This window comes from Hymenobacter miniatus (genome assembly GCF_016427455.1).
In the GTDB taxonomy this organism is placed as follows: Bacteria; Bacteroidota; Bacteroidia; order Cytophagales; family Hymenobacteraceae; genus Hymenobacter; species Hymenobacter armeniacus.
On record NZ_JAELXR010000005.1, the window covers coordinates 46,153 to 67,864 of the forward strand.

A 21,712-nucleotide genomic window follows, 5' to 3' on the forward strand; every position below is an offset into this window, starting at 1 on the left:
TCCGTTTTCGTTGTTATTCATCCAACGAAATCAACCCGCATTCTTTTGTCCGATACCACCTTCACCCCCACCGACCCTTACGCCCTCGAAAAAGAGCTGCGCCACACCCAGGCCCTCATGCAGCTGGAGCAAAAGGAAGACCTGGAGCAATTCAAGATTAAAAACGCCAAGGCCAGCATTGCCGAGCGCCAGCAGCGCGGCCTGACCTGGTACCCCGTCACCATTGCCAAGGAAGAAATTGGCTTTGGCGGCAAAGTGGTGCTCGAGCTGGAGCGCCCGGCCGGCCAGCAGGGCCTGCACCTGTTTCAGGTGGGCAAAAACGCCTCGCTGTTTGGCAACATTCCCGGCCGCTCGGCCACCGACCGGCCCACGCTCAGCGGCGTGATTACCAGCGTGCGGCGCAACAAGCTGCTGCTGGCCACCACCAAGGAAGACCTGCCCGACTGGGTGCTCGAAGGCGGCAAGCTCGGCATCGACCTCACGTTTGACGAGGTGAGCTACCGCGAGATGGACTACGCCCTGGGCAAGGTGATGGGTGCCTACGGCGACCGCCTCGCCCACCTGCGCGACGTGCTGCTGGGCGCCAAGGAAGCCCGTTTTCGCGAGGAAAAATCCACCGACTTGTTTTATCCCAGCCCGCTGAACGCCTCGCAGCTGGCCGCCGTGCGGCACGTGCTGGCGGCGCAGGACGTGGCCATCATTCACGGCCCGCCCGGCACCGGCAAAACCACCACGCTGGTGCAGGCCATTCTGGAAACCATTCGGCGCGAGCGGCGCGTGCTGGTGTGCGCGCCCTCGAACACGGCCGTGGACCTGCTCACCGAAAAGCTGGCCGAGCGCGGCGTCAACGTCATCCGGATGGGCAACCCCAGCCGCGTGTCGGACCTGCTGCTGGAGCACACGCTCGACGCCCAGGTGATGGCCCACAAAAGCTACAACGAGCTGCGCTCGATGCGCCAAACGGCCGAGCAGTACCGCGAAACCGCGAGCAAGTACGTGCGCAACTTCGGCTACGAGGAACAGCAGTACCGCCGCCAGCTGAAGGAAGAGGCGCGCATGCTGTTTCAGCAGGCCGACGATTTGGAGCGCTACATCACCGAAGACCTGCTGGAATCGGTGCAGGTGATAACCTGCACGCTGGTGGGCGCCGCCAACCGCAACATCCGCCACCTGACCTACGAAACGGTGTTCATCGACGAGGCCGCCCAGGCCCTGGAGCCGGGCTGCTGGATTCCCATCGCCAAGGCCAACCGCGTGGTGCTGGCCGGCGACCACCACCAGCTGCCGCCCACCGTCAAAAGCGAGAAAGCCGCCCGCGACGGCCTGCGCGAAACCCTGTTCGAGAAGTGCATCAAGCGCCAGCCGGCCACGGCCCGCATGCTCACGGTGCAGTACCGCATGCACGAGCAGATTATGGAATTCAGTTCGGAACAATTTTACGAAGGCAAGCTGGAAGCCCACGAAAGCGTGCGCCACGCCGGCCTGGACGAGTACGACCTGAGCTTCGCGCCCGACCTGCCGGTGGAGTTTCTGGACACGGCCGGCTTCGGCTTCCAGGAAATCACCATCCCGGAAAGCCGCTCCACCGCCAACCCCGAAGAAGCCGACCTGCTGCTCAAGCGCCTGGCGCAGCTGCTCGAACCCTACGACCCCGCCGACCACGAGGAAGACCTGCTCACCATCGGCGTGATTGCCCCTTACCGCGCCCAAATCAACTACCTGAAGGACGCCATTGAGGGCAACGACGAGCTGGCCGGCCTCCTGGAGCACCGCATGCTGAGCGTGGGCACCGTGGACTCGTTTCAGGGCCAGGAGCGCGACATCATCGCCATCACGCTCACGCGCAGTAACAACCACGGCGAAATTGGCTTCCTGAGCGACATCCGCCGCATGAACGTGGGCATGACGCGGGCGCGCCGCAAGCTGCTGCTCGTGGGCGACTCGTCGACGCTTAGCGCGCACCCGTTTTTCAAAGCCATGCTGGAGTACATCGAGCGCATCGGGGGCTACCGCACGGCCTGGGAGCTGCAGGATTAGCGGGTGTCGAGACGCGAAGTGTCGCATCTCAACGCTCGTTCTTAGTCAGCGCATGATTTTGCCGCGGTTGTCCCAGTGGCTGTGCTTCACGGCCAGACTGCCCGTTTCTCGCTTAATGGTGCGGGTGTACCGCTCGCCGACGATGAGGCCATCGGGCCGCCGCTTGCCGAAAAACAGCGTCACAGGCTCGCCGTGTTCGTTGGTGAGAAAGGTGATGTCGTAGCCTTTAAACACGTCGTCGATGCTGGTTTTGGGCTCGAAGGTCTTGCTGAGTTTTTTGTCTAGCTCGGGGTGCAGGGGCATGGGAAATGGCGGAAGGTTCTACCATTTCTACGCGGGCCATTGGGCCGGGGGCTGGCTTTTGCGGCGGGTTTACGGAGCAAATGCAGCGCTTACGAGGGCAAGTGGGTGCGCCTCTGCAAAAAAACATTCATCCGCTGAGCTTACCGAAAGCATAAAAAGCGGGGCCGCGCCACAGGAAAAACACCCTGGACGCGGCCCCGCTTTTTGCTAGTCTCAACCCTACTTTCTTACGGCAGGTCAATCACCGACATGGTGTGCGGCGCGTCCGATTTTGAGTTGACAAACTTCTTTTCCGGCTTGTCGAAATCGGAAATGTAGAGTCGCTTGCCTTTCAGCAGGACTTCGGCTGGCTGGTCGAGGAGGCCGCCGGTGCCGTCGGTATCGCCGTTTTGGGCCAGGGTGGTCACGGCGTTGTTGTTGCGCAGGTCCACCAGTTCGATGGCGTTTTCGCGCGAGTTGCAGAGGTAGAGTTTGTCGGTGCTGCGGTCGATGATGAGGCCGTCGACGCAGGGAATCTGCTTGCCCTGCAGCGTCAGGATTTCTTGCTTGGCGAGGCTGCCGTCGGCTTTCAGCGTCATTTTGTAGAGGCGCCCGTCGCCGAAGGAACCGGTGTAGAAGTTGCCTTTGCTGTCGTAGTCCAGGCCGTCGGCGCCGTTGTCCACGCCGGTTTCGTTCACCGTGGTGGTGAACGTAGCCAGTACGTGCGGGTCTTTGGTTTTGGGCTTCAGGTGCACCACGCCCTTGTTCAGCTCGGCCAGCGTGAAGCGCAGCACGGCGCTGCCCTTGTCATTGTCGGGCATGTCCCACTGGCTGTCGGTCACGTAAATCGTGTTGCCTTTCCACACCACCGCGTTGGCCAGGGCGAAATTGTCGACCACGGTGGTGATGGCGCCGGGCTTGCCATTTTTCATTTGCACCTTCATCAGGCGCGATTTGAAATCCTTGCTGTTTTCGTACTGGTTTTCGGCGTAGTACAGGTTGCCGTCGGGCCCGAACGCCAAGTCCATGGGCGCCGCTTTTTTGGTGGTGGGCTCCACCGGCAGGTTGGTGGCAAAGGGCTGCAGCGAGTCGTTCACAATCTCCATCAGCGAAGCCGGCTGGCTGTTATCGGCCAGGTTGGGCACCGACAGGATGAGGTGGCCGTTGGGCGCCAGGGCCAGGCCGTCGGGGGTGTTGTGGGCGTCGTCGAGGGTGAACAGAAGCTTGGGGCTGCCGATGGTGGGCACCGCGGGCGCCGACGCGCCGGCACTGTCGGCATCGGCCTTCACCACGGCCTCTTTGTTCACGGCCTCGCGTTCGGTTTTGGGGTCATTCGACTGGCAGCTGGCCAGCAGGGCGCCGCTCAGCAGCACCGGAATCAGGTTGCGCATACACTCAGGAAAGAATAGGAAAGGAGAGAAAAGAAGGGCGTGGCGCTCAACGCGAAGTCGCCGCCACCAGCCGGCTAAACGCAGCGAGAAGGACGAGGTTACGGCCCGCTCGCCCGGCCCGCCCACAAAATCCCGGGCGGGGGGTGGCTGCGCCGCCGGGTTTTGCGTACTTATCTTGCCCGTAAATTTTTCTTACCACCCACTCCCCGGCCGGCTTGCCCGGCCCGCACTCTTATGGCCGCAATCAGCGACAACAAAGTCGTCACCATCACCTACGACCTCAGCGTGACCGACGAAAACCAGGAAAAAGTATTGGTGGAATCGGCCGAGGCCGACTCGCCCATGGTGTTCCTTTTCGGCCACAGCGGCCTGCCCGAGGAATTTGAGTCGCAGCTCGACGGCAAAAACCCCGGCGACGAATTCCAGTTCAGCCTCACCCCCGACCAGGCCTACGGCGACTACGACGAGCAGGCCCTGGTGGAAATCCCCAAAGAGGTGTTCCTCATCGACGGCAAGCTGGACGAGGAAATGCTGCAGCCCGGCAACTTCCTGCCCATGGCCGACAACGAAGGCAACCACATGCAAGCCAAAGTGGTCAGCATCGGCGACACGGGCGTGAAGATGGACTTCAACCATCCCCTGGCCGGCATGGTGATGCACTTCGCCGGCAAAGTGCAGGACGTGCGCGACGCCACCGCCGAAGAGCTGGCCCACGGCCACGTGCACGGCGAAGGCGGCCACCACCACTAGGCAAGCCCCCGGCGGTAGTTGCGATTGCAACGACCAGCCCCAAACTGAAAAAGCCCCAGCACTGCACAGTGCCGGGGCTTTTTTGTGGTGTAGAGACGCGAAGTGTCGCGTTTCTATACCGTGCTGATAAACGCATCCACGTGCTGCTGGAGCTGCGGGAAGAATTCCCCAAAGTCCTCCTCGTACGCCGCATAGTTCCGCTCCAACTCCGCCGTGGCTGTTTCCATGCCCGAGCCGGCCGTGGCCCGGCGGCTCAGGCCAGAGAGGGCGCGCCGGATGCCTTCGACCTGCGCATAGCCCAGCAGCCAGTTGTGCTCGGTCATGTAGGGCAGGAAGTGCTGCACGCGGGGCGGCATGTCGGCCCGACGCGCCGTGAGCAGCGCGTACACGCGTTGCGAAAATTCGGGCAGCGCTTCGGCAGAGTAATCCTCGAAAGCGCGGGCCAGGAAGTGGTCCAGAAACACGTCGGAAATGACGCCGGCGTATTTGCCGTAGCCGGCTTGGCGCAGGCGCTGGGTGCTGCGGCGCACCACGGGGTGCTGGTCGGTAAAGGTGTCGATGGCCCGGTGCAGGCGGATGCCGGCCTGCACGGCGGCGGGGTACTTTTCAAGCTGGCGGCCGGGCACCGAGTCGGCAATGAAATTGCCCACCAGCAGGTCGGCGTAGTGGGCCGCGGCGGGCGGGCCGGAGAGCAAGAGGTGGGCCAGGAAGTTCATGGCCGATACAACCACCAAGCGGCCCGTTTGTCCCAACCGTAGGAAACAAGTCAGCGGCTCAGGCCGTAAGCCCAGTACTTCTTTTCTCATTTTTCTTTCCAAAACACCTACTCCCATGGCCGACCAAGTTGCCGTAAGCCACGACGTAACCAAGCTCGTCGATAAAATCAAGGACATCAAGATTGCCATGATGACGACCATCGAAAACGGCACGGAGCTGCACTCGCGGCCCATGTATACCTCGCAGCCGGAGGAAGATGGCACGCTCTGGTTTTTCACCGAGCAAGACTCGCAAAAAGTGGGCGAGCTGCAAAAGGACCGTCACGTCAACCTGGGCTACTCCAAGCCCGACGATAACCTCTACGTGGCCATCACCGGCACCGCCCAGGTGGTGACGGACCGCGCCAAAATCAAGGAACTATGGAGCGAAGGCCTGCGCGGCTGGTTCCCCAAAGGCTCCGACGACCCCAACATTGCCCTGCTGAAAGTGACCATCGACAAGGGCGAGTTCTGGGATTCGCCCAATTCGACGCTGCTGCGGGCCTACACCTACGCCAAAGCCGTCATCACCGGCGAGCGGGACCAGCCCAGCGCCGACCGCCAGTCGGTGGTGATTCCCAAATAACCGCGCCCCGCGCGTAGCCCGTGAAAAGGCCGGAAGCAATTCCGGCCTTTTTTTGTTGTTTCAGCGCCGCGGGGCCATGCCGCGCGGCGTTTCTTTGTTTTTTCAGTTGCATGCCCCTCACCACGCTCACCGTTTTTACGCTACAGCCCGGCCGCCGGCGTTGGGGCCTGGCCCAAATGGGCACGTCGCCCGCAAAGCTGGCCCGGGTGCCGGGGCTGCGCTTTTTCAAGCTACTGGGCAGCGGCGCCCGCAACGGCTTCGGTTTTTGGCCCAACCTCGACCGCTACGGCTTCATGGCCGTGTGGGATGACGCAGCGGCGGCCGAGGATTTCTTCGGCCAGCACCCGCTCTGGGCCACCTATCAGCAGCGCAGCGCCGAGCTGTGGACCCTGCAGCTGGCCCCCCTCAAGGCGCAGGGCCTGTGGGACGGCCAGCGCCCGTTCGATTACGAAGCTGCCCCGCTTCCGGCGTCGGCCCCGGCGCCGGTGGCCGTGCTCACCCGGGCCAGTATTCGCTGGGCGAAAACGCGGCGGTTCTGGCAGTTTGTGGAGCCCACCAGCGCGGCCCTGGCCGGCGCAGTAGGCGTGCGCGCCGCCCTCGGGCTGGGCGAGCTGCCGGTGGTGCGGCAGGCCACGTTCAGCGTGTGGGAATCAGCCCAAGCCATGCAGGAATACGCCTACCGCGACGTGCGCCACCGCGAGGTCATCCAGCTCACGCGGCGCGAAAACTGGTACGCTGAGGAGTTGTTTGCCCGGTTTCAGGTGCTGAGCAGCACGGGCACGCTGGATGGGGCCGACCCCATGGCCGGGCTTGTGGGCCGGGGCTAATCCTGCAGGTTGTAGCGGCGCAGCCAGCCGGCTGCCGTGGCGCTGAGCCCCGGCTCGGGGTCCTGCTCCACGGTGAGGCCCGGTAAGGCTGGCGCAGGGCTGCCGGGCCGGCCGTACCACAAAATGAGTGGCTTTGCGGCCTCTGCCTTCGCGGCAGCGGGCAGGACGACCCGGTCCTGGCCTTCGCCGGGGTACAGGGCCACGGCAATGCCGGGCGCGGCGGCGGCGTCTATCGTGAAAACGTCGTTGCCGGCCAGGCCGTAGAGGCTCAGCTTTTTGGTATCGTGCTGGGCATACACCCGCTCTGAAATCAGGCTATCGGGCCGCGCCGGGCGAATGGCCAGTACGCGCAGCCGCAGCTGCCCCGGCCCGGCACTGGTCAGCCTAAACCGTTCGGCGCGGTCGGTGCCGGGCACCCAGGCTTCTTCGGCCAGCAGCTCAAAATAGCGCCGGGCCACGGCCGGCAGCTGCGCCCGTCGTGCCTGCAGCGCCGGCCCCAACTGCTCGGCAATGGTCGCCTGTGTTTCCTTGGGGCCGGCCGTGAGGGCCTGCGCAATGGCGGCATCGGTGAGGCGCCGCTGCAGCGAATCGGCTTCCTGCCGAAAGTCCTCGGCGCTCAGGGTGCTCAGCAGCGTGCGGTCAAGGGCGCGGGCGGTGCGGGTGAGGCCTTCCACGCTGCCCGGCTTGATGGTGGCGTGAAAGCTCTGAAACTTGGGCAGAAACCACGACAGCAGCCGCGTGAGCACGCCGTCATCGAACCGAAAAAAGGCTTGGTCCCGGTCGCGCGGGATGGGCCGGAACACTACCCCGCCCCCTTCCAGAAAGCTCGCCCAGCGCCACTGGTCTTCGCGCCGGCTCCAGTCGCCGAGCCACATATCCAGCAGGCGGGCGCGCAGGTAGGCCCGGGCATCGGGCTGGTAGCTGGGGCTTTGGCGCAGGGCCGCCAGCATGCGGTGCGAGTTGAAGATGGCCCGCGAGCCGCCGAAGCTGGCCTGGTGTTCCTGGTCGCCCTCGGCGCGCTCCTCCAGCAGGTACAGCGCGTTGGCGTAGCCGGGCTGAAACTTGCCCAGCGCGGGGTCGTTGGCCAGGTACACCAGGCGCGGGTTGGCGTGGTACACGCCGGCGGCCTGGGCCAGCGGCGCGGCCACGTAAGCACCATAGGGCTGCGACACGCTGGTTTGGTCGCGCATGAGGCCGCTCAGCCAGTTGCGCATCCAGCCAGCGGGCAGGGCTCGGCTCATGTCTTTGTCCACGGAGCGCAGCACCAGCTGGTGGCCGGCAGCGGTGCGCAGGCGCAGGGTGCGGCTCTGGTAGCTGCCCCCGGCCCGCATGGGCGTCAGGCTGTCGAGCTCGGCCCGGGCCAGCCGAATGACGGGCACCGTGACGGGCGTGGCCCACAGGCTGCGGTAGTGCGCCCCCCAGAAAAACCGCCACACCGGCCCGCGGGCGTATTGTGGCCCCGCGGCCAGCGTCACGGTGGCCGAATCGGGTGCCCACCGGGCCAGGGCGCTGCCGGGCGGCGCCGTGTGCGAGCAGCCGGCTAGCCCCAGGCCCACGGCCGCGGCGGCGCCCACCACCGCACCCCATATCCGTAGCAACCCTCCGCGAGACATCCGAAACAAACGTGGCATTTTTTTCAGGGCCGGTGCGCCGCTGGGCGGGTCAGATGACCAGGTGTGAGCCCGTGTATACTGCAAACCCCGGCGCTACGGTTATGCCGCTGACCATCACGGGCCGACTTTTGCCGCGCTGTTGCGTTAAAGGCACATACTTTCTGCCTTTTTTCCTGGATGCCTTTTTTTTCCTTGCGCCTCTCGCCCGCCGCTGCCTGCCTGCTGGCCCTGTTGGGCCTGGGCGCTGCTGGCTGCGCCCGGCGCGATTATTTCCAGCCCGATGCCCGCGTGGGCGTAGGCAGCACGGCCCCGTTGCCCCCGGGGGCCGACTCGGTGCAGGCCGCCGCGGGCCGGCACTACAGCCGACACTGGCCCACGTACTATTGGTTTTGGGGCCGCCACTACCGCGACGTATGGGCCGCGCCCGTCACGGCGCCGGTGTTGCGGCTGGCCACGGCCGTGCCCGGCGGCCTGCACCCCAGCAAAATGGGCGGCGGCTACCAAAGCATCAGCATGACGCTGGAAGGGCCGCAAAAACGCGAGTTTGCCCTCCGCGCCCTCGACAAGGAGCCCAGCAAAACCCTGCCCAAGGTGCTGCGCAACACGTTCTTGCTGAATGCCGTGCGCGACGCCACCTCGGCGGCCCTCCCCTACGGCGCCCTCACGGTGCCGCCGCTGGCCGCCGCCGCCGGGGTGCCCCACGCTCGCCCCCGCCTGGTGTACGTTCGGCCCGACGAAACTGGCCTGGGCGAGGGCTCGGAGCGGTTTCGGGGCAAACTGGCCCTGCTCGAAGAGAAGTACGACGCCCTGGCGTCGCGCACCCCCGACCTGGCCGGCGCTACTGACTTTCTGGGCGGCGAATCAATGCTGAAAAAAGTGTATGAGCACCCCTTGCACACCATCGACCAACCAGCCTTCCTACGGGCGCGCCTCCTCGACCTGTTGATTGGCGACTGGGACCGGCACGAGGGCCAGTGGGAATGGGCCGAATACCGGATGCGCGGCGGCCGGGTGCGCTATCTGGCCATCCCGAAAGACCGCGACCAAGTGTATTTCCGCTTCGATGACGGCCTCGTGCCGTGGCTGGCCTCGCGCCGGTTCATCGCGCCGCAGTTTCATACCTTCAAGGCCAGCTACGGCTACGTGCCTGGCCTCGTGAAGCAGTCGCGCTTCATCGACGAGCGCGGCCTTTCCGCCCTCACCCGGGCCGATTTCCGGCGCATGGCGGCCGATTTGCAGCGCCGCTTGCCCGACACGCTCATTCAGCGGGCCCTGCACCGGCTGCCGCCTGCCGTGTATGCCCTCGAAGGCCCGCGGCTGACGTCCTACCTGCAGACGCGCCGCAACGCCCTGCCCGCCGCCGCCGATGACTTTTACCTCACCCTGGCTCATGCGCCCACGCTGGGCGGCACGGCCCAGGCCGAGCGGTTTGTGGTGAAGCGCTACCCGGACTCCACCACCGTGCGCGTCTTCTCGGCCGCCCTGGCCCGGCACAGCGCGGGCGACTCCCTGCGCTTCCAGCGCACCTATTTCGCGTCCGAAACCCACGAGCTGAGCCTCGACGCCCTGGGCGGCGACGACGTGTTCGAAATTTTCACCGTGGGCACGGCGCGGCCCATGCCGCTGCGCCTCTACGGCGGGGCCGGGCACGACCGCCTGCAGCTGAGCGGCAGCGCCCGGCGCCTGCGTCTCTATGACGAAGCCTCCGACATGACGGCCGCCAATGCCCGCCGGCCCAGCCTGCCCCGCAAAAGCTACCGCGCCTACGAGCGTCTGAACGACGACTAGCCCTGCGCGCTTTCCCACCAGCCATTTTCGGGCGGCCTTCGTTCAAGGCTCGACCGTTTTGTTGAACTTGCCCTTGATGCCGCCCCGCTTACCCGTTTACCTGTTGGCTTTTGGAACGCTGAGCGGCTTGCTTGGCGGCTGCGCCCGCCAGAACTTCTTTCAGCCCGACGCCCGCCCCGATGCCGCGCAGGCCCAGCCCCTGCCCGCCACCGCCGACAGCGTGCGGGGCGTCACGGCGGGCCGCCAATACGCCCGCCACGGCCGCCTCTATGGCGCCCTGGTGGGCCGCCACCACCGGGCCACCTGGGCGGCACCCGTCACGGTGCCGGTGCTGCAGCTCTCCCCGGGCCGGCTGCGGCCGGGCAAAGTGGGCGGTGGCTTCAATAGCACCAGCCTGAACCTGCTTGCGCCCGATGGCCGGGCTTACGTGCTGCGCACCGTCGACAAAGACCCCATTCGGGCCACGCCCGCGTTATTGCGCAACACGTTCCTGGTGAACGTGCTGCGCGACAATGTGTCGTCGACCAACCCGTATGCCGCGCTCGCGGTGCCGCCCCTGGCGGCGGCGGCCGGCGTGCCGCACACCTCGCCGCGCCTGTTTTACGTGCGGCCCGACGACCCGGCCTTTCAGGGCGACTCGCTGCGGCTGTTCCGGGGGCAGCTCGCGTACCTGGAAGAAAAAACGTCCTCGCCGGTGGCGGAAGGGAAAAAAGTGGACATTCTGGGCAGCAAGGAGGCGTTCGAAAAAGTCTTTTCAACCCCCGCCCAGCGCCTCGACCAGCCGGCCCTGCTTCGGGCGCGCTTGCTGGATGCCTGGCTGGGCGACTGGGACCGGCACCCCGGCCAGTGGAACTGGCTGGCCACTTCGGGCGGCGGGGCCACCACCATTGCGCCCTTGCCCAAGGACCGCGACATGGTGTTCTACCGCCTCGACGACGGGGTGCTGGGGTGGCTTATCGGGCACGTTGCCGTGCGCCATTGGACCACGTTTTCGGCGCGCTTTCCCAACGAGGAAAACCTGCTTTCCAACGGCGAATACCTCGATGAGCGGGGCCTGAACCAACTGACGCGACCGCAGTTTCGGGCGGCGGCCCAGGCTTTGCAGCAGCGCCTGCCCGATACGCTGGTGGCACGGGCCCTGCGCCGCCTCCCCGCCTCGGCCTACGCGCTGGAAGGCCCACGCCTCACGGCCGCGCTCCAAAGCCGGCGGGCCCAGCTGCCGGCTCTGGCCGACCGCTGGTACCTGCGCTTGGCACGCCGGCCCACCATCGGCGGCACGGCGCGGGCCGAGCGGTTCGAGATACACCGCTACGCCGATTCCACCGTGGTGGCCGTGTACGGGGCCGGCCCCGCCGCCCAGTCGGCCAGCCGGCTGTACCAGCGCACTTTTCTACCCGCCGACACGCAGCAGATTCAGCTCGAAGGGCTGGGCGGCGACGACGTTTTTGTGGTGGAGGAGCACGGCGCACCCGCGGTTTCCCGGCCCCGCATTCGGATGTATGGCGGCCCGGGCACCGACGAGTTGCGCGGGCCCACAGGCGCCCGTGGCCTGCGCTTCGAGCAGGGCAGTGCCCCGGCCAAGCACGCCTACGACCTGCCCGCCGAGGAGTAGCCGGCCGCCGATTACGCCTGTTCCAGCATTTTCAGCACCAGCCGCTCAATGGGCGAAAGCAGGTCGCCGGCCTTGGCTTCGGCGTCGTGCTTACGCAGGTATTCGATGAGCTGGCCCGACTTGAACAGCTCCACCACCTGCGGGTGAATGTAGTATTTGGAGCACACCGTGGGCGTGTTGCCCAGACCGGCGGCCACGTCTTTCACGGCCTTTTTTATCACCTTTTCGGGGGCCAGCTCGGGTTCTTCGCGTAGCACGGCTTCGAGGCATTCCACCATTTTCACGGTGCCGCCCCAGGTGCGAAAGTCTTTGGCGGAGAGCGCCAGGCCGGTGTGGCGGTGCAGGTATTCGTTCACGTCGCCCGACTCCAGCGCGTGCCGCTGCCCATCGGCCGAGTAATATTGAAACAAGTGCTGGCCGGGAATTTCCTTGCACTTGCGCACCAGCCGCGCCAGGCGGGCGTCGTGCAGGGTCACGTCGTGCGGCACCCCTTTCTTGCCCACAAACGCAAAATTGACGTCGGCCCCATCAATGGCCACGTGCTGGTCGCGCAGGGTGGTGAGGCCGTAGCTGGGCTTCGATTTGCCGTTTTTCTTGGCGTATTCCTTGTTGCCCACCCGGATGAACGACTGGTCCATGAGCGTCAGGACCAAGGCCACCACTTTTTCGCGGTCGAGGCCGGGGCGCTTCAGGTCTTTGTTGAGCTGCTCGCGCAGGGGCGCCAGCTTCTCGCCAAAAGTGCGCAGCCGCGAAAACTTGGTGAGGCTGCGCATTTCGTCCCAAGCGGCGTGGTAGCGGTACTGCTTGCGGCCCAGGGTGTCGTGCCCGGTCACCTGCAGGTGGGTGTTGGCCGAGGGCGAAATCCAGACGTCGGTCCAGGCCGGCGGAATCACAAAGCTGTTGATGCGCTCCAGCGTGTTGGGGTCGGTGATTTTCTGGCCCTGGGCGTCGTGGTACACGAAATTGCCCGTGCGCGTGGCTTTGCGGCTGATGCCCTTGCCCTGGTCGGTGGCGTAGCGCAGGCCGGCCATCTGGGCCTGCCGCGCGGGGTCTTTGTACACGATGTGCGCCTCGTCTTGCGGCAGCAGGGTTTTCTTGCGGGTTTTGGGTTGGGCAGCGGTGGCGGTGGACATGGAACGGCGAAGAGAACGGGAATTCAAGGTTGAGCTTCTACGCAAAAGCCCGCTGCATGGCCGACCAGCCCAGGCGCGGATTCTGCGAGCCCGCGCCTGGGCGAATTTCCTCACCGTTTCGGAATGCGCCGACTCGCAGAATACACGCTAAGGCTTGCCGGCCGTAGGTTTGCCCCATGAAGCTGCCCAATGCCCTGTCCAACATTTCGGAGTGGTCCGACCACTTATTGACCCGCTTCTCGGCCCGCCGCGGCTGGCTGCGGCCCCTGCAAATCGACGCCTACCGCAGCTACGGCACCGCCCGGAAGTTCTACATCAAAGGCCGCCTGCTGGCCGACCCCGGCCTGACCGCCGCCACCGCCACCGATTCGCCCTGGCGCAATTTCCGCAGCATGGTGCGCCGCTTCAACAGCCGCGAAGTGGCCGGGGCCGACCTCGTGGCCGAGCTGCCCGACAGCAGCCAGCACCTCGTGAGCACCGACGACGAAGGCTATTTCACGCTCGTCATCGAGCCGCAGGCGCTGCCCGCACCCGAAGACTACCTCTGGTACCCCGTGCCTGTGCGCGTGGCCCGGCTGCCCGCGTTTCTGAAGCTGCCCACCGAAGCCATTGCCACCAAAGCCCATGTGCTGGTGCCGCCGCCCAGCGCCGAGTTTGGCGTGATTTCCGACCTCGACGACACGGTGTTTGAAACCAGCGCCACCAACATCGTGAAGATGCTGGGGCGCGTGCTCTTCAGCAACGCCCAATCGAAACAGCCCTTTGAAGGCGTGGCCGAGTTCTACCGCCGGCTCCAGCAGGGCCGCACCGGCCGCCCCGACAACCCCTTTTTCTACGTGAGCAGCAGCCCCTGGAACCTCTACGACCTGCTGGCTGAGTTCCTGAAGCTGCACGACATCCCCACCGGCCCGCTCCTGCTGCGCGACCTCAGCATTGGCCGCCCCAAGGCCCCCGTGCCGGCGGGCATCTCCGGTTCGGCCGCCATTCACTTCGCCCACAAGCTGCACGAAATCGACGACATCCTGACCACTTACCCCGCCCTGCCCTTCGTGCTCTGCGGCGACAGCGGCCAGGAAGACGCCCGCATCTACCGCGAAGTGGTGCGCCGCCACCCCGGCCGTATCCGTGCCATCTACATCCGCGACGTGCAGGTGCCCGAGCGCGCCGCCCTGGTCGGGCCGATTATTGAGGAATTGGGTCGTGAGGATGTGCCCATGCTGCTGGCGGCCGACTATGCCACGGCCGCGGCCCACGCGGCGGGGCTGGGGCTGGTGGGGTAACGTCCGGCTATGCGTGGCACCAGACGTGTAAACGACGCTAACGCTGAGACACTCGGTGTCGCGTTGTTATTATCGTAGTTACTGCGCGCTGTTCGTGTGGTCGGCCACCACCTTCCATTGCCCGTCCACCTGCCGCAGCACCAGCAGGAAGTACCCGCCCACGTCGCCGGCCGCCGGCCGTGCCAGGTGCCACTGCCCTACCACCTGCGCCGCCGTGGGCGCCAGCAGGGTGATGCGCAAGCCGCTGAAATCGAGCTGCCCCATCGCAGCGGCAGTGGGGTAGTTTTTCACGTAGTTGTCGAGCGTAAGCTGCCAGCCATACGTGGGCCCTTTGCGGCCAATGAAGACGAGTGAATCCGATTTCCAATACCCTTCCATAAAGGCCGGAATGTCCCCCCGGTTCCAGGCCGCGGCCTGCGTGGTGAGCACTTGGCGAATGGCCTGCTGCGCCTCAGCGGCGCGTTGCGGCGTGAGGGCTGCGGGCGCCGTGGCCGCACAGCCGCTGAGGCCGAAGACCATGCCAGCCCGGAGCAGCCAGTTAGAAGCAGACGACAACGGCATCATGGCTATTTGGTGAGAAGGGTGTTGACGTAGGTGACGCCGCCCAGGCGGCGCATGTTGCGCATCACGCGCTGCTGCTTGGCGCGGGCCACCGGCCCCGGGTTCGACGCCCGGAAGCGCAGCGGGTTGGGCAGCACGCCGGCCAGCAGGGCAGCTTCGGCGGGCGTCACGCGGCTGGCCGACTTGCCAAAGTAGCGCTGGCTGGCGGCCTCCACCCCAAAGGTGCAGTCGCCCATCTCGGCCACGCTCAGGTACATTTCCATGATGCGCCGCTTGTTCCACAAAAACTCAATCAGCACCGTGAAATAGGCCTCGGCCGCCTTGCGCACGTAGCTGCGTCCGTGCCACAAAAACACGTTTTTGGCCACCTGTTGCGAGATGGTGCTGCCGCCCACAATGTGGGTGCCGTCGCCGTTCCAGTTGCGCTTGGCGGCCTTGGTCAGCGCGTCGAAATCGAAGCCGTGGTGCAGGAGAAAGCGCTGGTCTTCGGCCGCCACCAGGGCCAGCGGCACGGCCGGGGCCACTTCGTCGAGGGTGCGAAACTGGTAGTTGATGTGGCGCGGCTCGGGCTGAATGCCGTAGTAGCCCAGCCCCACGGGGGCGTGCGCCCGGCGGTCGAGCATGAGCCAGGTGGCGGGCGGGGCCACCCAGCGGTACATCAGCACCCAGGCCACCGAGGCCAGAAACAGCGCGGCCACTACCTGCAGCAGCAGGCGCCCGGCTTTCTTCAACAACAACGACAAATCGGGAATCAACGCTTCTGACGACATCGGCGCAAAAGTAGCGTCCCAATCGTGGTTTCGGCTTTGCCGCCTACCTTTCGGGCAATCCGCGCCGTGCACCGGCGGGCGGGCCAAACCCAACCCCGGGCATTGGCTGTTACGCTACTGCTCACGTTTCTTCTTACCCGTCCTTCGCTCATGGCCCGCCTGCTGCCGCTTTTCCCGCTCAATCTGGTGGTTTTTCCGGGTGAGAAACTCAACCTGCACATCTTCGAGCCCCGCTACCGCCAGCTGGTGCGCGAGTGCATCGAGCAAAACACCACCTTCGGCATTCCGCCCTACCTCGACAATTCGCTCAGCGAGCTGGGCACTGAAATGCGCCTCGTGAGCGTGGAACAGACCTATTCCAGCGGCGAGCTGGACATCCGCACCAAAGCCGAAGGCGTGTTCCGCATCAACAAGTTTTACCGCCAGGCGCCGGGCAAGCTCTACGCCGGCGGCCTCGTAGAGGACGTGGTGCAGGACAACGAGGCCGACCCCGTGCTGCGCGACATCATCACGGTGCAGGTGCGCCAGCTTTACGAGGCCCTGGGCCTGCGCAAGCTGCTACTGGAGCTCGCCCCCGACTACAGCATCTTCGACGTGGCTCACCACATTGGCTTCAGCACCGAGCAGGAATACCAGCTGCTGGCCACCACCAGCGAGCTGGAACGCCAGGAAATGGTGCGCGAACACCTCGACACCATCCTCCCCATTGTGCTCGAAACCGAGCGTCTGAAAGAGCGGGTGCGCCTCAACGGCCATTTCAAAAACCTGACGCCGCCTAATTTCTGAACCACGGATTCGTGCGGGTTTTTCGGATTTCGCGGATTTTGCAGACGATTATCTCGGCATAGAATGCAACAAAAAGGCCGCTCAATGAGCGGCCTTTTTACTTATTGGTTGCCGGCATATGTGCCGTCCACAAAATCCGCGAAATCCGAAAAATCCGCACGAATCCGTGGTCCAGACTACTCCTTCAGCCCAGCCGGCACGCCCTGCGGAAACTCCGCCGCAATTTCCTTTTGCAGCTCCCCGATGCGGTTGCCCGGGTCGGGGTGGGTGCTGAGAAATTCCGGCGTGGAGCTGCGGCCGCCCTGCTGTTCCAGCATTTTCATCACCTGAATCATGGCGCGGGGGTCGTAGCCGGCCTGGGGCGTAAAATCTACGGCCAGCTTGTCGGCCTCCAACTCGTCGTTGCGTCCAAAGCGCAGGCTGATGACCTTGGCAATGGCCGCGGCCACGGCGGCTTTGGCCACCGAGCTGCCGGGGCTATTGGGGTCGTAGGAGGCAATAGTAGCCGCGCCGGCCAGGCCCTGGGTCAGGTTCGACTTGGCCACCTGGGCCGCCGAGTGCCGGCCTACTACGTGACCGATTTCGTGGGCCAGCACGCCGGCCAGCTGCGCTTCCGAAGTCAGGTTTTTCAGCAGCCCTTGGGTGATGAACACCTGCCCGCCGGGCAGCGCAAACGCATTAATGGTCTGGTCGTCGGCCAGCAAGTGAAACTGGAATTTGTAGGGGGTCTGCCCGGCCTTGGTGCTGGCAATGATTTTCTGGCCCACCTGCTGCACGGCGGCCGTGGCCCGAGCGTCGGGGCTTTCGCCGCCGTACTGTGCAGCCATTTCGGGCGCGGCCTGCAGGCCCAGGGCGATTTCCTGCTCGGCGCTCATGTTCACGTGCTGAGTTTCGCCGGTCACCTCGTTTTTCGAAGTATTGAAGTAGTAGCCAAAAAGGGAAACCGCCGCCACGATGATGGCAATGATAAAGCGGAGATTGAGTCGCATGGATGTGAAGAAAAGGAGTGGGTAAAAGTGGAGTCCGGCCACAGGCAGCCGGCATCGGGCTAGGCCCGATGCGCTTTTAACGCACCCTTTTCGTTCTGGTTATTCTGCCGCTGCGGCTGGGGGCCTTAGCCCACCTTATGAATGCCCGCAAAAGCCGCCACGGCCGTGTCGAGGTTGAGCCAGCGCGAGCGGTAGCCGGCGCGGGCCGGGCCGTGCAGGTACAGCACGCTCCCACCCTTGATGGTCTTCACAATGGCGGCCGTTTCGGCCACGGGCAGGGCCGGGCAGCCCTGGCTGCGGCCCAGGCGGCCGTGCGTTTTCACAAAGTCTTCGCACACGTATTCGGCACCGTGCACCACCACCGCCCGGCTTTCGGCATTGGTGTTGAAGCCGGGGTCCAGCCCCTTGATTTTCAGCGACAGTCCGTGCTTCCCCGTGTAGGTGGTGGGAGCCGTGCGGTAGAAACCGAGGCTGCTCATCTCGGAGCCGTTGCGGTCCGAAAACGCCAGCGGCACATCGGCGCCGCTGGCTTTGCCGTGTGCCACCAGCGTATGAAACAGCACCTTGGCTTTCTCCACGTCGATAACCCACAGGCGCTTTTGCTGGCTGGGCCGGCTGAAATCGATGAGGGTGAGCACCGGCGGGGCACTGGCGCGTTTGCCCGCGGGCCGCAGGTTGTAATAGCCCACCAGCCCTTCGCGAAACACCGTGAGCGGCAGACCCGAGCTGCTCAGGCCCAGCTTGGCGTACAGCTGCGCCGTTTGCTGCTCAAATGCGGTTTGGTAGTAGGCGCGTTGTGCGGGAGCAGGCAACCTGGACAGGGCTGCGGCTGGCACCGTTTGCGCTTCACCTCCAAAGGCCGGCAACAGGGCCCCCGCCAATAAACCAAAAATGACTGCACGAAAACGCATCGACACGAAACCTATTGATTGTTCAATTACTTTACCGGAAGCCTACTACACATTCGTGCCAAATTTAGTGCTTAGTTTGGGCTGTGTTCTGATTTGAATGCAACATTTACGTCGCTATTCCTGGTAATGTTAAAATTTATGTGGGCGGGAGTATATCGACGTGGTGCAATTTTGTTGAGTTTGGGTGCGCTGGGGCTTGTCGGGTGCGGCCACGCCCTGCTGGAACTGCCCGGCTTCGACGGCGCTGCCTGGCGCGCTGACCCTTATGCTTGTCGCAACCAGCGGCGCGCCGCCGTGCCGGTGCTGCTGCGCCAAAAGGAGCAGCTCTACGAAGCCCGCGCCAACGACGTAACCGCCCTGCTGGGCCAGCCCGATGAAGAGGAACTGCGGGCCGGCACCGAGAAAGTGTATTACTACTACCTGGAGCCCGGTACCCAATGCGAAGCGCGCCACGAGCGCTCGGGCGCGCCCTGCCTCAGCCTACGCTTTGGCCCCCTGGGCACCGTCACCGAAGTCCTCGCCGACCCGCTTTCGCCCCCCACGCCGTAACGCAGGTCATAAAAAAAGCCCTCAGCGAGTGCTGAGGGCTTTTTTTATGAGACGTTAGTAAGCCGATTATCCCAGGCCATTACCCGAGTTTGCGGGCGCTTGGGTGGGCTGGCTGTTGCTTTGCTGCAGCTGGCTCAGCTGCGAGGGCGTGAGGATACGGCTGCACTCCTGCTCGTATTGGGCTTCAAGCTCGGCCGCCTTGGCGGCGCGGGTGGCCTCGTCGTTTTTATACTCGCGGTTGATGCTGTTGAGGCCAACCAGTTTGGTGCGGTTGATGGGGAGCAGACGCAGCACCTGGCCTTCGTTGAGGCGCAGGCGGTTGGCCATCTCGCGGGTGATGGCCTCGGCATCCTTGGTCACGGCTTTGCCGAATGACGGGTGTTCGCTCAAACGGTCGGCCATTTGCGCATGTGCCGAAAACGTCGAGCAGGCGAGCAAAAAGGCCAGAGCAAAAAGGAAGGGCTTAGACATAACAAACAATCATTTGACCTGAAAAAGGGTAGGCTTTTCCGACAACGTCCGAAAGATAATGTTTAGTTTCTGTTTTATCTAACTTTTATTATAAGTGCTTTTTAGAGCCATTGGAATTGTACAAAAAAAAGGGTCTCATAAGAGACCCTTTTCGTATTGATATTCGAAAAATACCAGCCTTAATCCAAGCTTGCTATCGGCTGATGGTCAGGACTTTTGTAATACTGCATGGCGACCAGCGACGTAATAACGCCCGTCATGGTACCTAGCAGAATAATACCGAGTCCGCCGATGAGCACGCCGAGGTCAGCCCCAAACAGGTCGCGGGCATGAATGCGCTCAATGGCTGCTTGGCTGATGCCGCCCAGCAGCCAGAAAAACGCCCCCAGTATCACCGATGCCACCAAGGCCGTGATGATGCCGGTGCTGAAGCCCTGGAAATAAGAAAGACGGTTGCCGCAGCTGCGCTTGAGGCGCTTGATGGCCATCACCACGCCGGCGGCGAGAATAATGATGTCGAGCGTGCCCGCTTCAATTTTGTCGAGGAAGCCTGCCAGCGCAGCAATGCCGGTGTAGGCCACCAGCACCACAGCCGTGAGAATGCCCATGCGCAGGCCATTAGATTCGGAAGTCAATTGGTTGTCAGCCATGGCCGGTAGGTACTTTTAAGGGTGAAAAAACGCCGGTTGCGCCGGTTCGCTGTATTTTATACTAGCTCGGTGCCCAAGAGGTTTTGCCTGGGCTAGCGCCCCCGGCAGCTAAGGCAGCGCGAGGGCACTAATTGCTTGGCTGGGGAGTTATTTTCACGGAGGCCGCCAACTACTTGCGGGCTTCCGAATCGGGCCCGCGTCCTGTTGCGTAATTTTGAGGCCCGCTGCGCGTTGCGCCGCCGATTTTGTGAGCTACTATTTTCTGACTGAATGATTTCCACCACCAATGTGAGCCTGCGCTACGGGAAGCGCGTGCTGTTTGAAGATGTCACCGTCAAATTTCTGCCGGGCAACGTGTACGGCCTCATCGGGGCCAACGGCGCGGGCAAGTCGACGTTTCTGAAAATTCTTTCGGGCGAGATTGAGCCCAACACCGGCTCGGTGGAAATGCCCGCCGGGCAGCGCCTCGCCGTGCTGAAGCAGAACCAGTTTGCCTACGACGACCAGGTGGTGCTGCAAACCGTGATTCAGGGCCACCAGCGCTTGGCCGAGGTGATGAAGGAAAAGGACGCCCTCTACGCCAAGTACGACGCCGGCACGGCCACCGACGCCGACGGCGAGCGCCTCGGCGTGCTCGAAGGCGAGTTTGCCGACATGAACGGCTGGGACGCCGACTACCAGGCCGCCGAATTGCTTTCCGGCCTGGGCATCACCGAAGACAAGCACTACAGCCTGATGGCCGACCTCGGCGCCAGCGAAAAAGTGCGGGTGCTGCTCGCCCAGGCCCTGTTTGGCAACCCCGACGTGCTGCTGCTCGACGAACCGACCAACAACCTCGACGCCGAGAGCGTGCTCTGGCTCGAAAACTTCCTCGACAACTTCGAAAACACGGTGATTGTGGTGAGCCACGACCGCCACTTCCTCGACGCCGTGTGTAATTACATGGCCGACCTCGACTTCTCGAAAATCACGATGTACCCCGGCAACTACTCGTTTTGGTACGAGAGCAGCCAGCTGGCCCTGCGCCAGCGCCAGGACGTGAACAAGAAAACCGAAGACAAGCGCAAGGAGCTCGAAGAGTTTGTGCGCCGCTTCTCGGCCAACGCTTCGAAATCGAAGCAGGCCACCAGCCGCCAGAAGCTGCTGCAAAAGCTGACCCTGGAAGAAATCAAGCCGTCGTCGCGCCGATACCCTTACATCGCCTTCAAGCCCGAGCGCGAAGCCGGCAACCAGCTCCTGACCGTGGAAGGCGTGAGCAAAACGGTGGATGGGCAATCGGTGCTTAAGAATGTGTCGTTCACGCTTGATAAGGGCGATAAAGTGGCCATTGTGGGCCGCGACGACCGCGCCGCTTCCCTCCTGTTCGACATCATCTTTGGCGAGGCCAAGCCCGACAAAGGCGAATATAAGTGGGGCACCACCATCACGCCCAGCTACTTCCCCAAGGAAAACAGTGCTTTCTTCCAGGCCGACAACATGAACCTGGTGGACTGGCTGCGTCAGTACTCGGTGGAGAAAGACGAGAGCTTTGTGCGCGGCTGGCTGGGCCGCATGCTGTTCTCGGGCGAGGAAAGCCAGAAGAAACCCAACGTGCTGAGCGGGGGCGAAAAAGTGCGCTGCATGCTCTCGAAAATGATGCTGGAAAGCGGCAACGTGCTGGTGCTCGACGACCCCACGAACCATTTGGATTTGGAAAGCATTCAGGCCCTGAACAACGGCCTGAAGGATTTCACCGGCTCGCTCATCTTCGCCTCGCACGACTTGCAGTTCATCGACACCGTGGCCAACCGCATCATTGAGTTGACGCCGGACGGCATCATCGACCGCCGCATGAACTACGAAGAGTACCTGGCCGACGAAACGCTGAAAGCCCAGCGCCAGAAGATGTACCAGCTGGCCTAGCACCGACGGGTTGTTCTGAGGAATGAAAAATGAGGAATGACGAATTCCCAGGCCGTAATTCCTCACTTT

21 protein-coding genes are annotated in these 21,712 nt (G+C 63.8%); 10 read left to right on the forward strand and 11 right to left on the reverse strand.

All coding sequences use genetic code 11. The features are described from left to right. The first annotated feature begins 45 nt into the window (after positions 1–45). Positions 46–2,037 (forward strand): AAA domain-containing protein, encoded by a 1,992-nt coding sequence (locus tag JAO73_RS09155; RefSeq protein WP_317191214.1) that lies wholly within the window; start codon positions 46–48, stop codon positions 2,035–2,037. 45 nt (positions 2,038–2,082) lie between these two features. Here JAO73_RS09155 and JAO73_RS09160 read toward each other — a convergent pair whose 3' ends face one another. Both JAO73_RS09160 and JAO73_RS09165 read right to left on the reverse strand, forming a co-directional pair. After that, entirely contained in the window at positions 2,083–2,340 is a 258-nt protein-coding gene (locus JAO73_RS09160; protein ID WP_198976772.1) for a PH domain-containing protein, read from the reverse strand. A 227-nt stretch (positions 2,341–2,567) separates the two neighbouring features. Next, positions 2,568–3,710 carry an SMP-30/gluconolactonase/LRE family protein gene (locus tag JAO73_RS09165; RefSeq protein ID WP_198976773.1) on the reverse strand — a complete coding sequence of 381 codons (1,143 nt, stop codon included), beginning with the start codon at positions 3,708–3,710 and terminating at the stop codon, positions 2,568–2,570. 234 nt (positions 3,711–3,944) lie between these two features. Between JAO73_RS09165 and JAO73_RS09170 the strand changes: the two genes are divergently transcribed. Beyond that, a complete protein-coding gene (locus JAO73_RS09170) occupies positions 3,945–4,460 on the forward strand; it encodes an FKBP-type peptidyl-prolyl cis-trans isomerase (RefSeq protein WP_190922468.1) in 516 nt (171 codons plus the stop codon). A gap of 113 nt (positions 4,461–4,573) precedes the next feature. Here the strand turns inward: JAO73_RS09170 and JAO73_RS09175 are convergent, their stop codons facing one another. Further along, positions 4,574–5,176: an acyl carrier protein phosphodiesterase gene (locus JAO73_RS09175; RefSeq protein ID WP_198976774.1), complete on the reverse strand. Its 603-nt coding sequence runs from the start codon at positions 5,174–5,176 to the stop codon at positions 4,574–4,576. A 115-nt stretch (positions 5,177–5,291) separates the two neighbouring features. Between JAO73_RS09175 and JAO73_RS09180 the strand changes: the two genes are divergently transcribed. Both JAO73_RS09180 and JAO73_RS09185 read left to right on the forward strand, forming a co-directional pair. After that, complete coding sequence (locus JAO73_RS09180) at positions 5,292–5,801, forward strand: pyridoxamine 5'-phosphate oxidase family protein (RefSeq protein ID WP_190922466.1); 510 nt, start codon at positions 5,292–5,294, stop codon at positions 5,799–5,801. 110 nt (positions 5,802–5,911) lie between these two features. Continuing rightward, positions 5,912–6,628 carry a spheroidene monooxygenase gene (locus JAO73_RS09185; RefSeq protein ID WP_223827444.1) on the forward strand — a complete coding sequence of 239 codons (717 nt, stop codon included), beginning with the start codon at positions 5,912–5,914 and terminating at the stop codon, positions 6,626–6,628. Here the strand turns inward: JAO73_RS09185 and JAO73_RS09190 are convergent. After that, positions 6,625–8,226: a hypothetical protein gene (locus JAO73_RS09190; RefSeq protein ID WP_198976775.1), complete on the reverse strand. Its 1,602-nt coding sequence runs from the start codon at positions 8,224–8,226 to the stop codon at positions 6,625–6,627. The two genes, JAO73_RS09185 and JAO73_RS09190, sit on opposite strands and share 4 nt — an antisense overlap. A gap of 192 nt (positions 8,227–8,418) precedes the next feature. Here JAO73_RS09190 and JAO73_RS09195 point away from each other — a divergent pair, with 192 nt between their 5' ends. Together JAO73_RS09195 and JAO73_RS09200 are read left to right on the forward strand one after the other, a co-directional pair. Beyond that, complete coding sequence (locus JAO73_RS09195; protein ID WP_198976776.1) at positions 8,419–10,029, forward strand: hypothetical protein; 1,611 nt, start codon at positions 8,419–8,421, stop codon at positions 10,027–10,029. Positions 10,030–10,105: 76 nt separating this feature from the next. After that, positions 10,106–11,641 (forward strand): hypothetical protein, encoded by a 1,536-nt coding sequence (locus JAO73_RS09200; protein ID WP_198976777.1) that lies wholly within the window; start codon positions 10,106–10,108, stop codon positions 11,639–11,641. 11 nt (positions 11,642–11,652) lie between these two features. On the opposite strand, the gene JAO73_RS09205 is transcribed toward JAO73_RS09200, so the two are convergent. Further along, on the reverse strand, positions 11,653–12,774 hold the full coding sequence (locus JAO73_RS09205; RefSeq protein ID WP_198976778.1) for a DNA topoisomerase IB: 1,122 nt from the start codon (positions 12,772–12,774) through the stop codon (positions 11,653–11,655). Positions 12,775–12,950: 176 nt separating this feature from the next. Here JAO73_RS09205 and JAO73_RS09210 point away from each other — a divergent pair, with 176 nt between their 5' ends. Continuing rightward, entirely contained in the window at positions 12,951–14,054 is a 1,104-nt protein-coding gene (locus JAO73_RS09210) for an App1 family protein phosphatidate phosphatase (RefSeq protein ID WP_198976779.1), read from the forward strand. 78 nt (positions 14,055–14,132) lie between these two features. On the opposite strand, the gene JAO73_RS09215 is transcribed toward JAO73_RS09210, so the two are convergent. Continuing rightward, positions 14,133–14,618: a YybH family protein gene (locus JAO73_RS09215; RefSeq protein WP_233169063.1), complete on the reverse strand. Its 486-nt coding sequence runs from the start codon at positions 14,616–14,618 to the stop codon at positions 14,133–14,135. A gap of 2 nt (positions 14,619–14,620) precedes the next feature. Then, entirely contained in the window at positions 14,621–15,385 is a 765-nt protein-coding gene (gene mtgA, locus JAO73_RS09220) for a monofunctional biosynthetic peptidoglycan transglycosylase (protein WP_198976780.1), read from the reverse strand. A gap of 102 nt (positions 15,386–15,487) precedes the next feature. Between mtgA and JAO73_RS09225 the strand changes: the two genes are divergently transcribed. After that, the gene (locus tag JAO73_RS09225; protein ID WP_317191215.1) at positions 15,488–16,171 is read left to right on the forward strand and encodes an LON peptidase substrate-binding domain-containing protein; all 684 of its coding nucleotides are present in this window, start codon (positions 15,488–15,490) and stop codon (positions 16,169–16,171) included. 176 nt (positions 16,172–16,347) lie between these two features. On the opposite strand, the gene JAO73_RS09230 is transcribed toward JAO73_RS09225, so the two are convergent. Together JAO73_RS09230 and JAO73_RS09235 are read right to left on the reverse strand one after the other, a co-directional pair. Continuing rightward, positions 16,348–17,160 (reverse strand): M48 family metalloprotease, encoded by an 813-nt coding sequence (locus JAO73_RS09230; protein ID WP_198976781.1) that lies wholly within the window; start codon positions 17,158–17,160, stop codon positions 16,348–16,350. Positions 17,161–17,285: 125 nt separating this feature from the next. Further along, positions 17,286–17,972, reverse strand: a complete 687-nt coding sequence (locus JAO73_RS09235; protein WP_198976782.1) for a murein L,D-transpeptidase catalytic domain family protein — start codon at positions 17,970–17,972, stop codon at positions 17,286–17,288. A gap of 270 nt (positions 17,973–18,242) precedes the next feature. On the opposite strand from JAO73_RS09235, the gene JAO73_RS09240 reads away from it, so the two are divergent. Beyond that, a complete protein-coding gene (locus tag JAO73_RS09240) occupies positions 18,243–18,620 on the forward strand; it encodes a hypothetical protein (RefSeq protein WP_198976783.1) in 378 nt (125 codons plus the stop codon). Positions 18,621–18,686: 66 nt separating this feature from the next. Here JAO73_RS09240 and JAO73_RS09245 read toward each other — a convergent pair whose 3' ends face one another. Both JAO73_RS09245 and JAO73_RS09250 read right to left on the reverse strand, forming a co-directional pair. Then, a complete protein-coding gene (locus tag JAO73_RS09245; RefSeq protein WP_198976784.1) occupies positions 18,687–19,022 on the reverse strand; it encodes a hypothetical protein in 336 nt (111 codons plus the stop codon). 248 nt (positions 19,023–19,270) lie between these two features. Then, positions 19,271–19,741 (reverse strand): DUF4199 domain-containing protein, encoded by a 471-nt coding sequence (locus JAO73_RS09250; RefSeq protein WP_198976785.1) that lies wholly within the window; start codon positions 19,739–19,741, stop codon positions 19,271–19,273. A gap of 270 nt (positions 19,742–20,011) precedes the next feature. On the opposite strand from JAO73_RS09250, the gene JAO73_RS09255 reads away from it, so the two are divergent. After that, on the forward strand, positions 20,012–21,643 hold the full coding sequence (locus tag JAO73_RS09255) for an ABC-F family ATP-binding cassette domain-containing protein (protein ID WP_190922454.1): 1,632 nt from the start codon (positions 20,012–20,014) through the stop codon (positions 21,641–21,643). Positions 21,644–21,712: the final 69 nt, after the last annotated feature.

What these genes read in the sequence shown, in the direction of transcription:
- JAO73_RS09160 (WP_198976772.1), bottom strand. Translation starts at nt 2,340, where the DNA reads ATGCCCCTGCACCCCGAGCTAGACAAAAAACTCAGCAAGACCTTCGAG.
- JAO73_RS09165 (WP_198976773.1), bottom strand. Translation starts at nt 3,710, where the DNA reads ATGCGCAACCTGATTCCGGTGCTGCTGAGCGGCGCCCTGCTGGCCAGC.
- JAO73_RS09170 (WP_190922468.1), top strand. Translation starts at nt 3,945, where the DNA reads ATGGCCGCAATCAGCGACAACAAAGTCGTCACCATCACCTACGACCTC.
- JAO73_RS09175 (WP_198976774.1), bottom strand. Translation starts at nt 5,176, where the DNA reads ATGAACTTCCTGGCCCACCTCTTGCTCTCCGGCCCGCCCGCCGCGGCC.
- JAO73_RS09180 (WP_190922466.1), top strand. Translation starts at nt 5,292, where the DNA reads ATGGCCGACCAAGTTGCCGTAAGCCACGACGTAACCAAGCTCGTCGAT.
- JAO73_RS09185 (WP_223827444.1), top strand. Translation starts at nt 5,912, where the DNA reads ATGCCCCTCACCACGCTCACCGTTTTTACGCTACAGCCCGGCCGCCGG.
- JAO73_RS09195 (WP_198976776.1), top strand. Translation starts at nt 8,419, where the DNA reads ATGCCTTTTTTTTCCTTGCGCCTCTCGCCCGCCGCTGCCTGCCTGCTG.
- JAO73_RS09200 (WP_198976777.1), top strand. Translation starts at nt 10,106, where the DNA reads ATGCCGCCCCGCTTACCCGTTTACCTGTTGGCTTTTGGAACGCTGAGC.
- JAO73_RS09205 (WP_198976778.1), bottom strand. Translation starts at nt 12,774, where the DNA reads ATGTCCACCGCCACCGCTGCCCAACCCAAAACCCGCAAGAAAACCCTG.
- JAO73_RS09210 (WP_198976779.1), top strand. Translation starts at nt 12,951, where the DNA reads ATGAAGCTGCCCAATGCCCTGTCCAACATTTCGGAGTGGTCCGACCAC.
- JAO73_RS09215 (WP_233169063.1), bottom strand. Translation starts at nt 14,618, where the DNA reads ATGATGCCGTTGTCGTCTGCTTCTAACTGGCTGCTCCGGGCTGGCATG.
- mtgA (WP_198976780.1), bottom strand. Translation starts at nt 15,385, where the DNA reads ATGTCGTCAGAAGCGTTGATTCCCGATTTGTCGTTGTTGTTGAAGAAA.
- JAO73_RS09230 (WP_198976781.1), bottom strand. Translation starts at nt 17,160, where the DNA reads ATGCGACTCAATCTCCGCTTTATCATTGCCATCATCGTGGCGGCGGTT.
- JAO73_RS09245 (WP_198976784.1), bottom strand. Translation starts at nt 19,022, where the DNA reads ATGGCCGACCGTTTGAGCGAACACCCGTCATTCGGCAAAGCCGTGACC.
- JAO73_RS09250 (WP_198976785.1), bottom strand. Translation starts at nt 19,741, where the DNA reads ATGGCTGACAACCAATTGACTTCCGAATCTAATGGCCTGCGCATGGGC.
- JAO73_RS09255 (WP_190922454.1), top strand. Translation starts at nt 20,012, where the DNA reads ATGATTTCCACCACCAATGTGAGCCTGCGCTACGGGAAGCGCGTGCTG.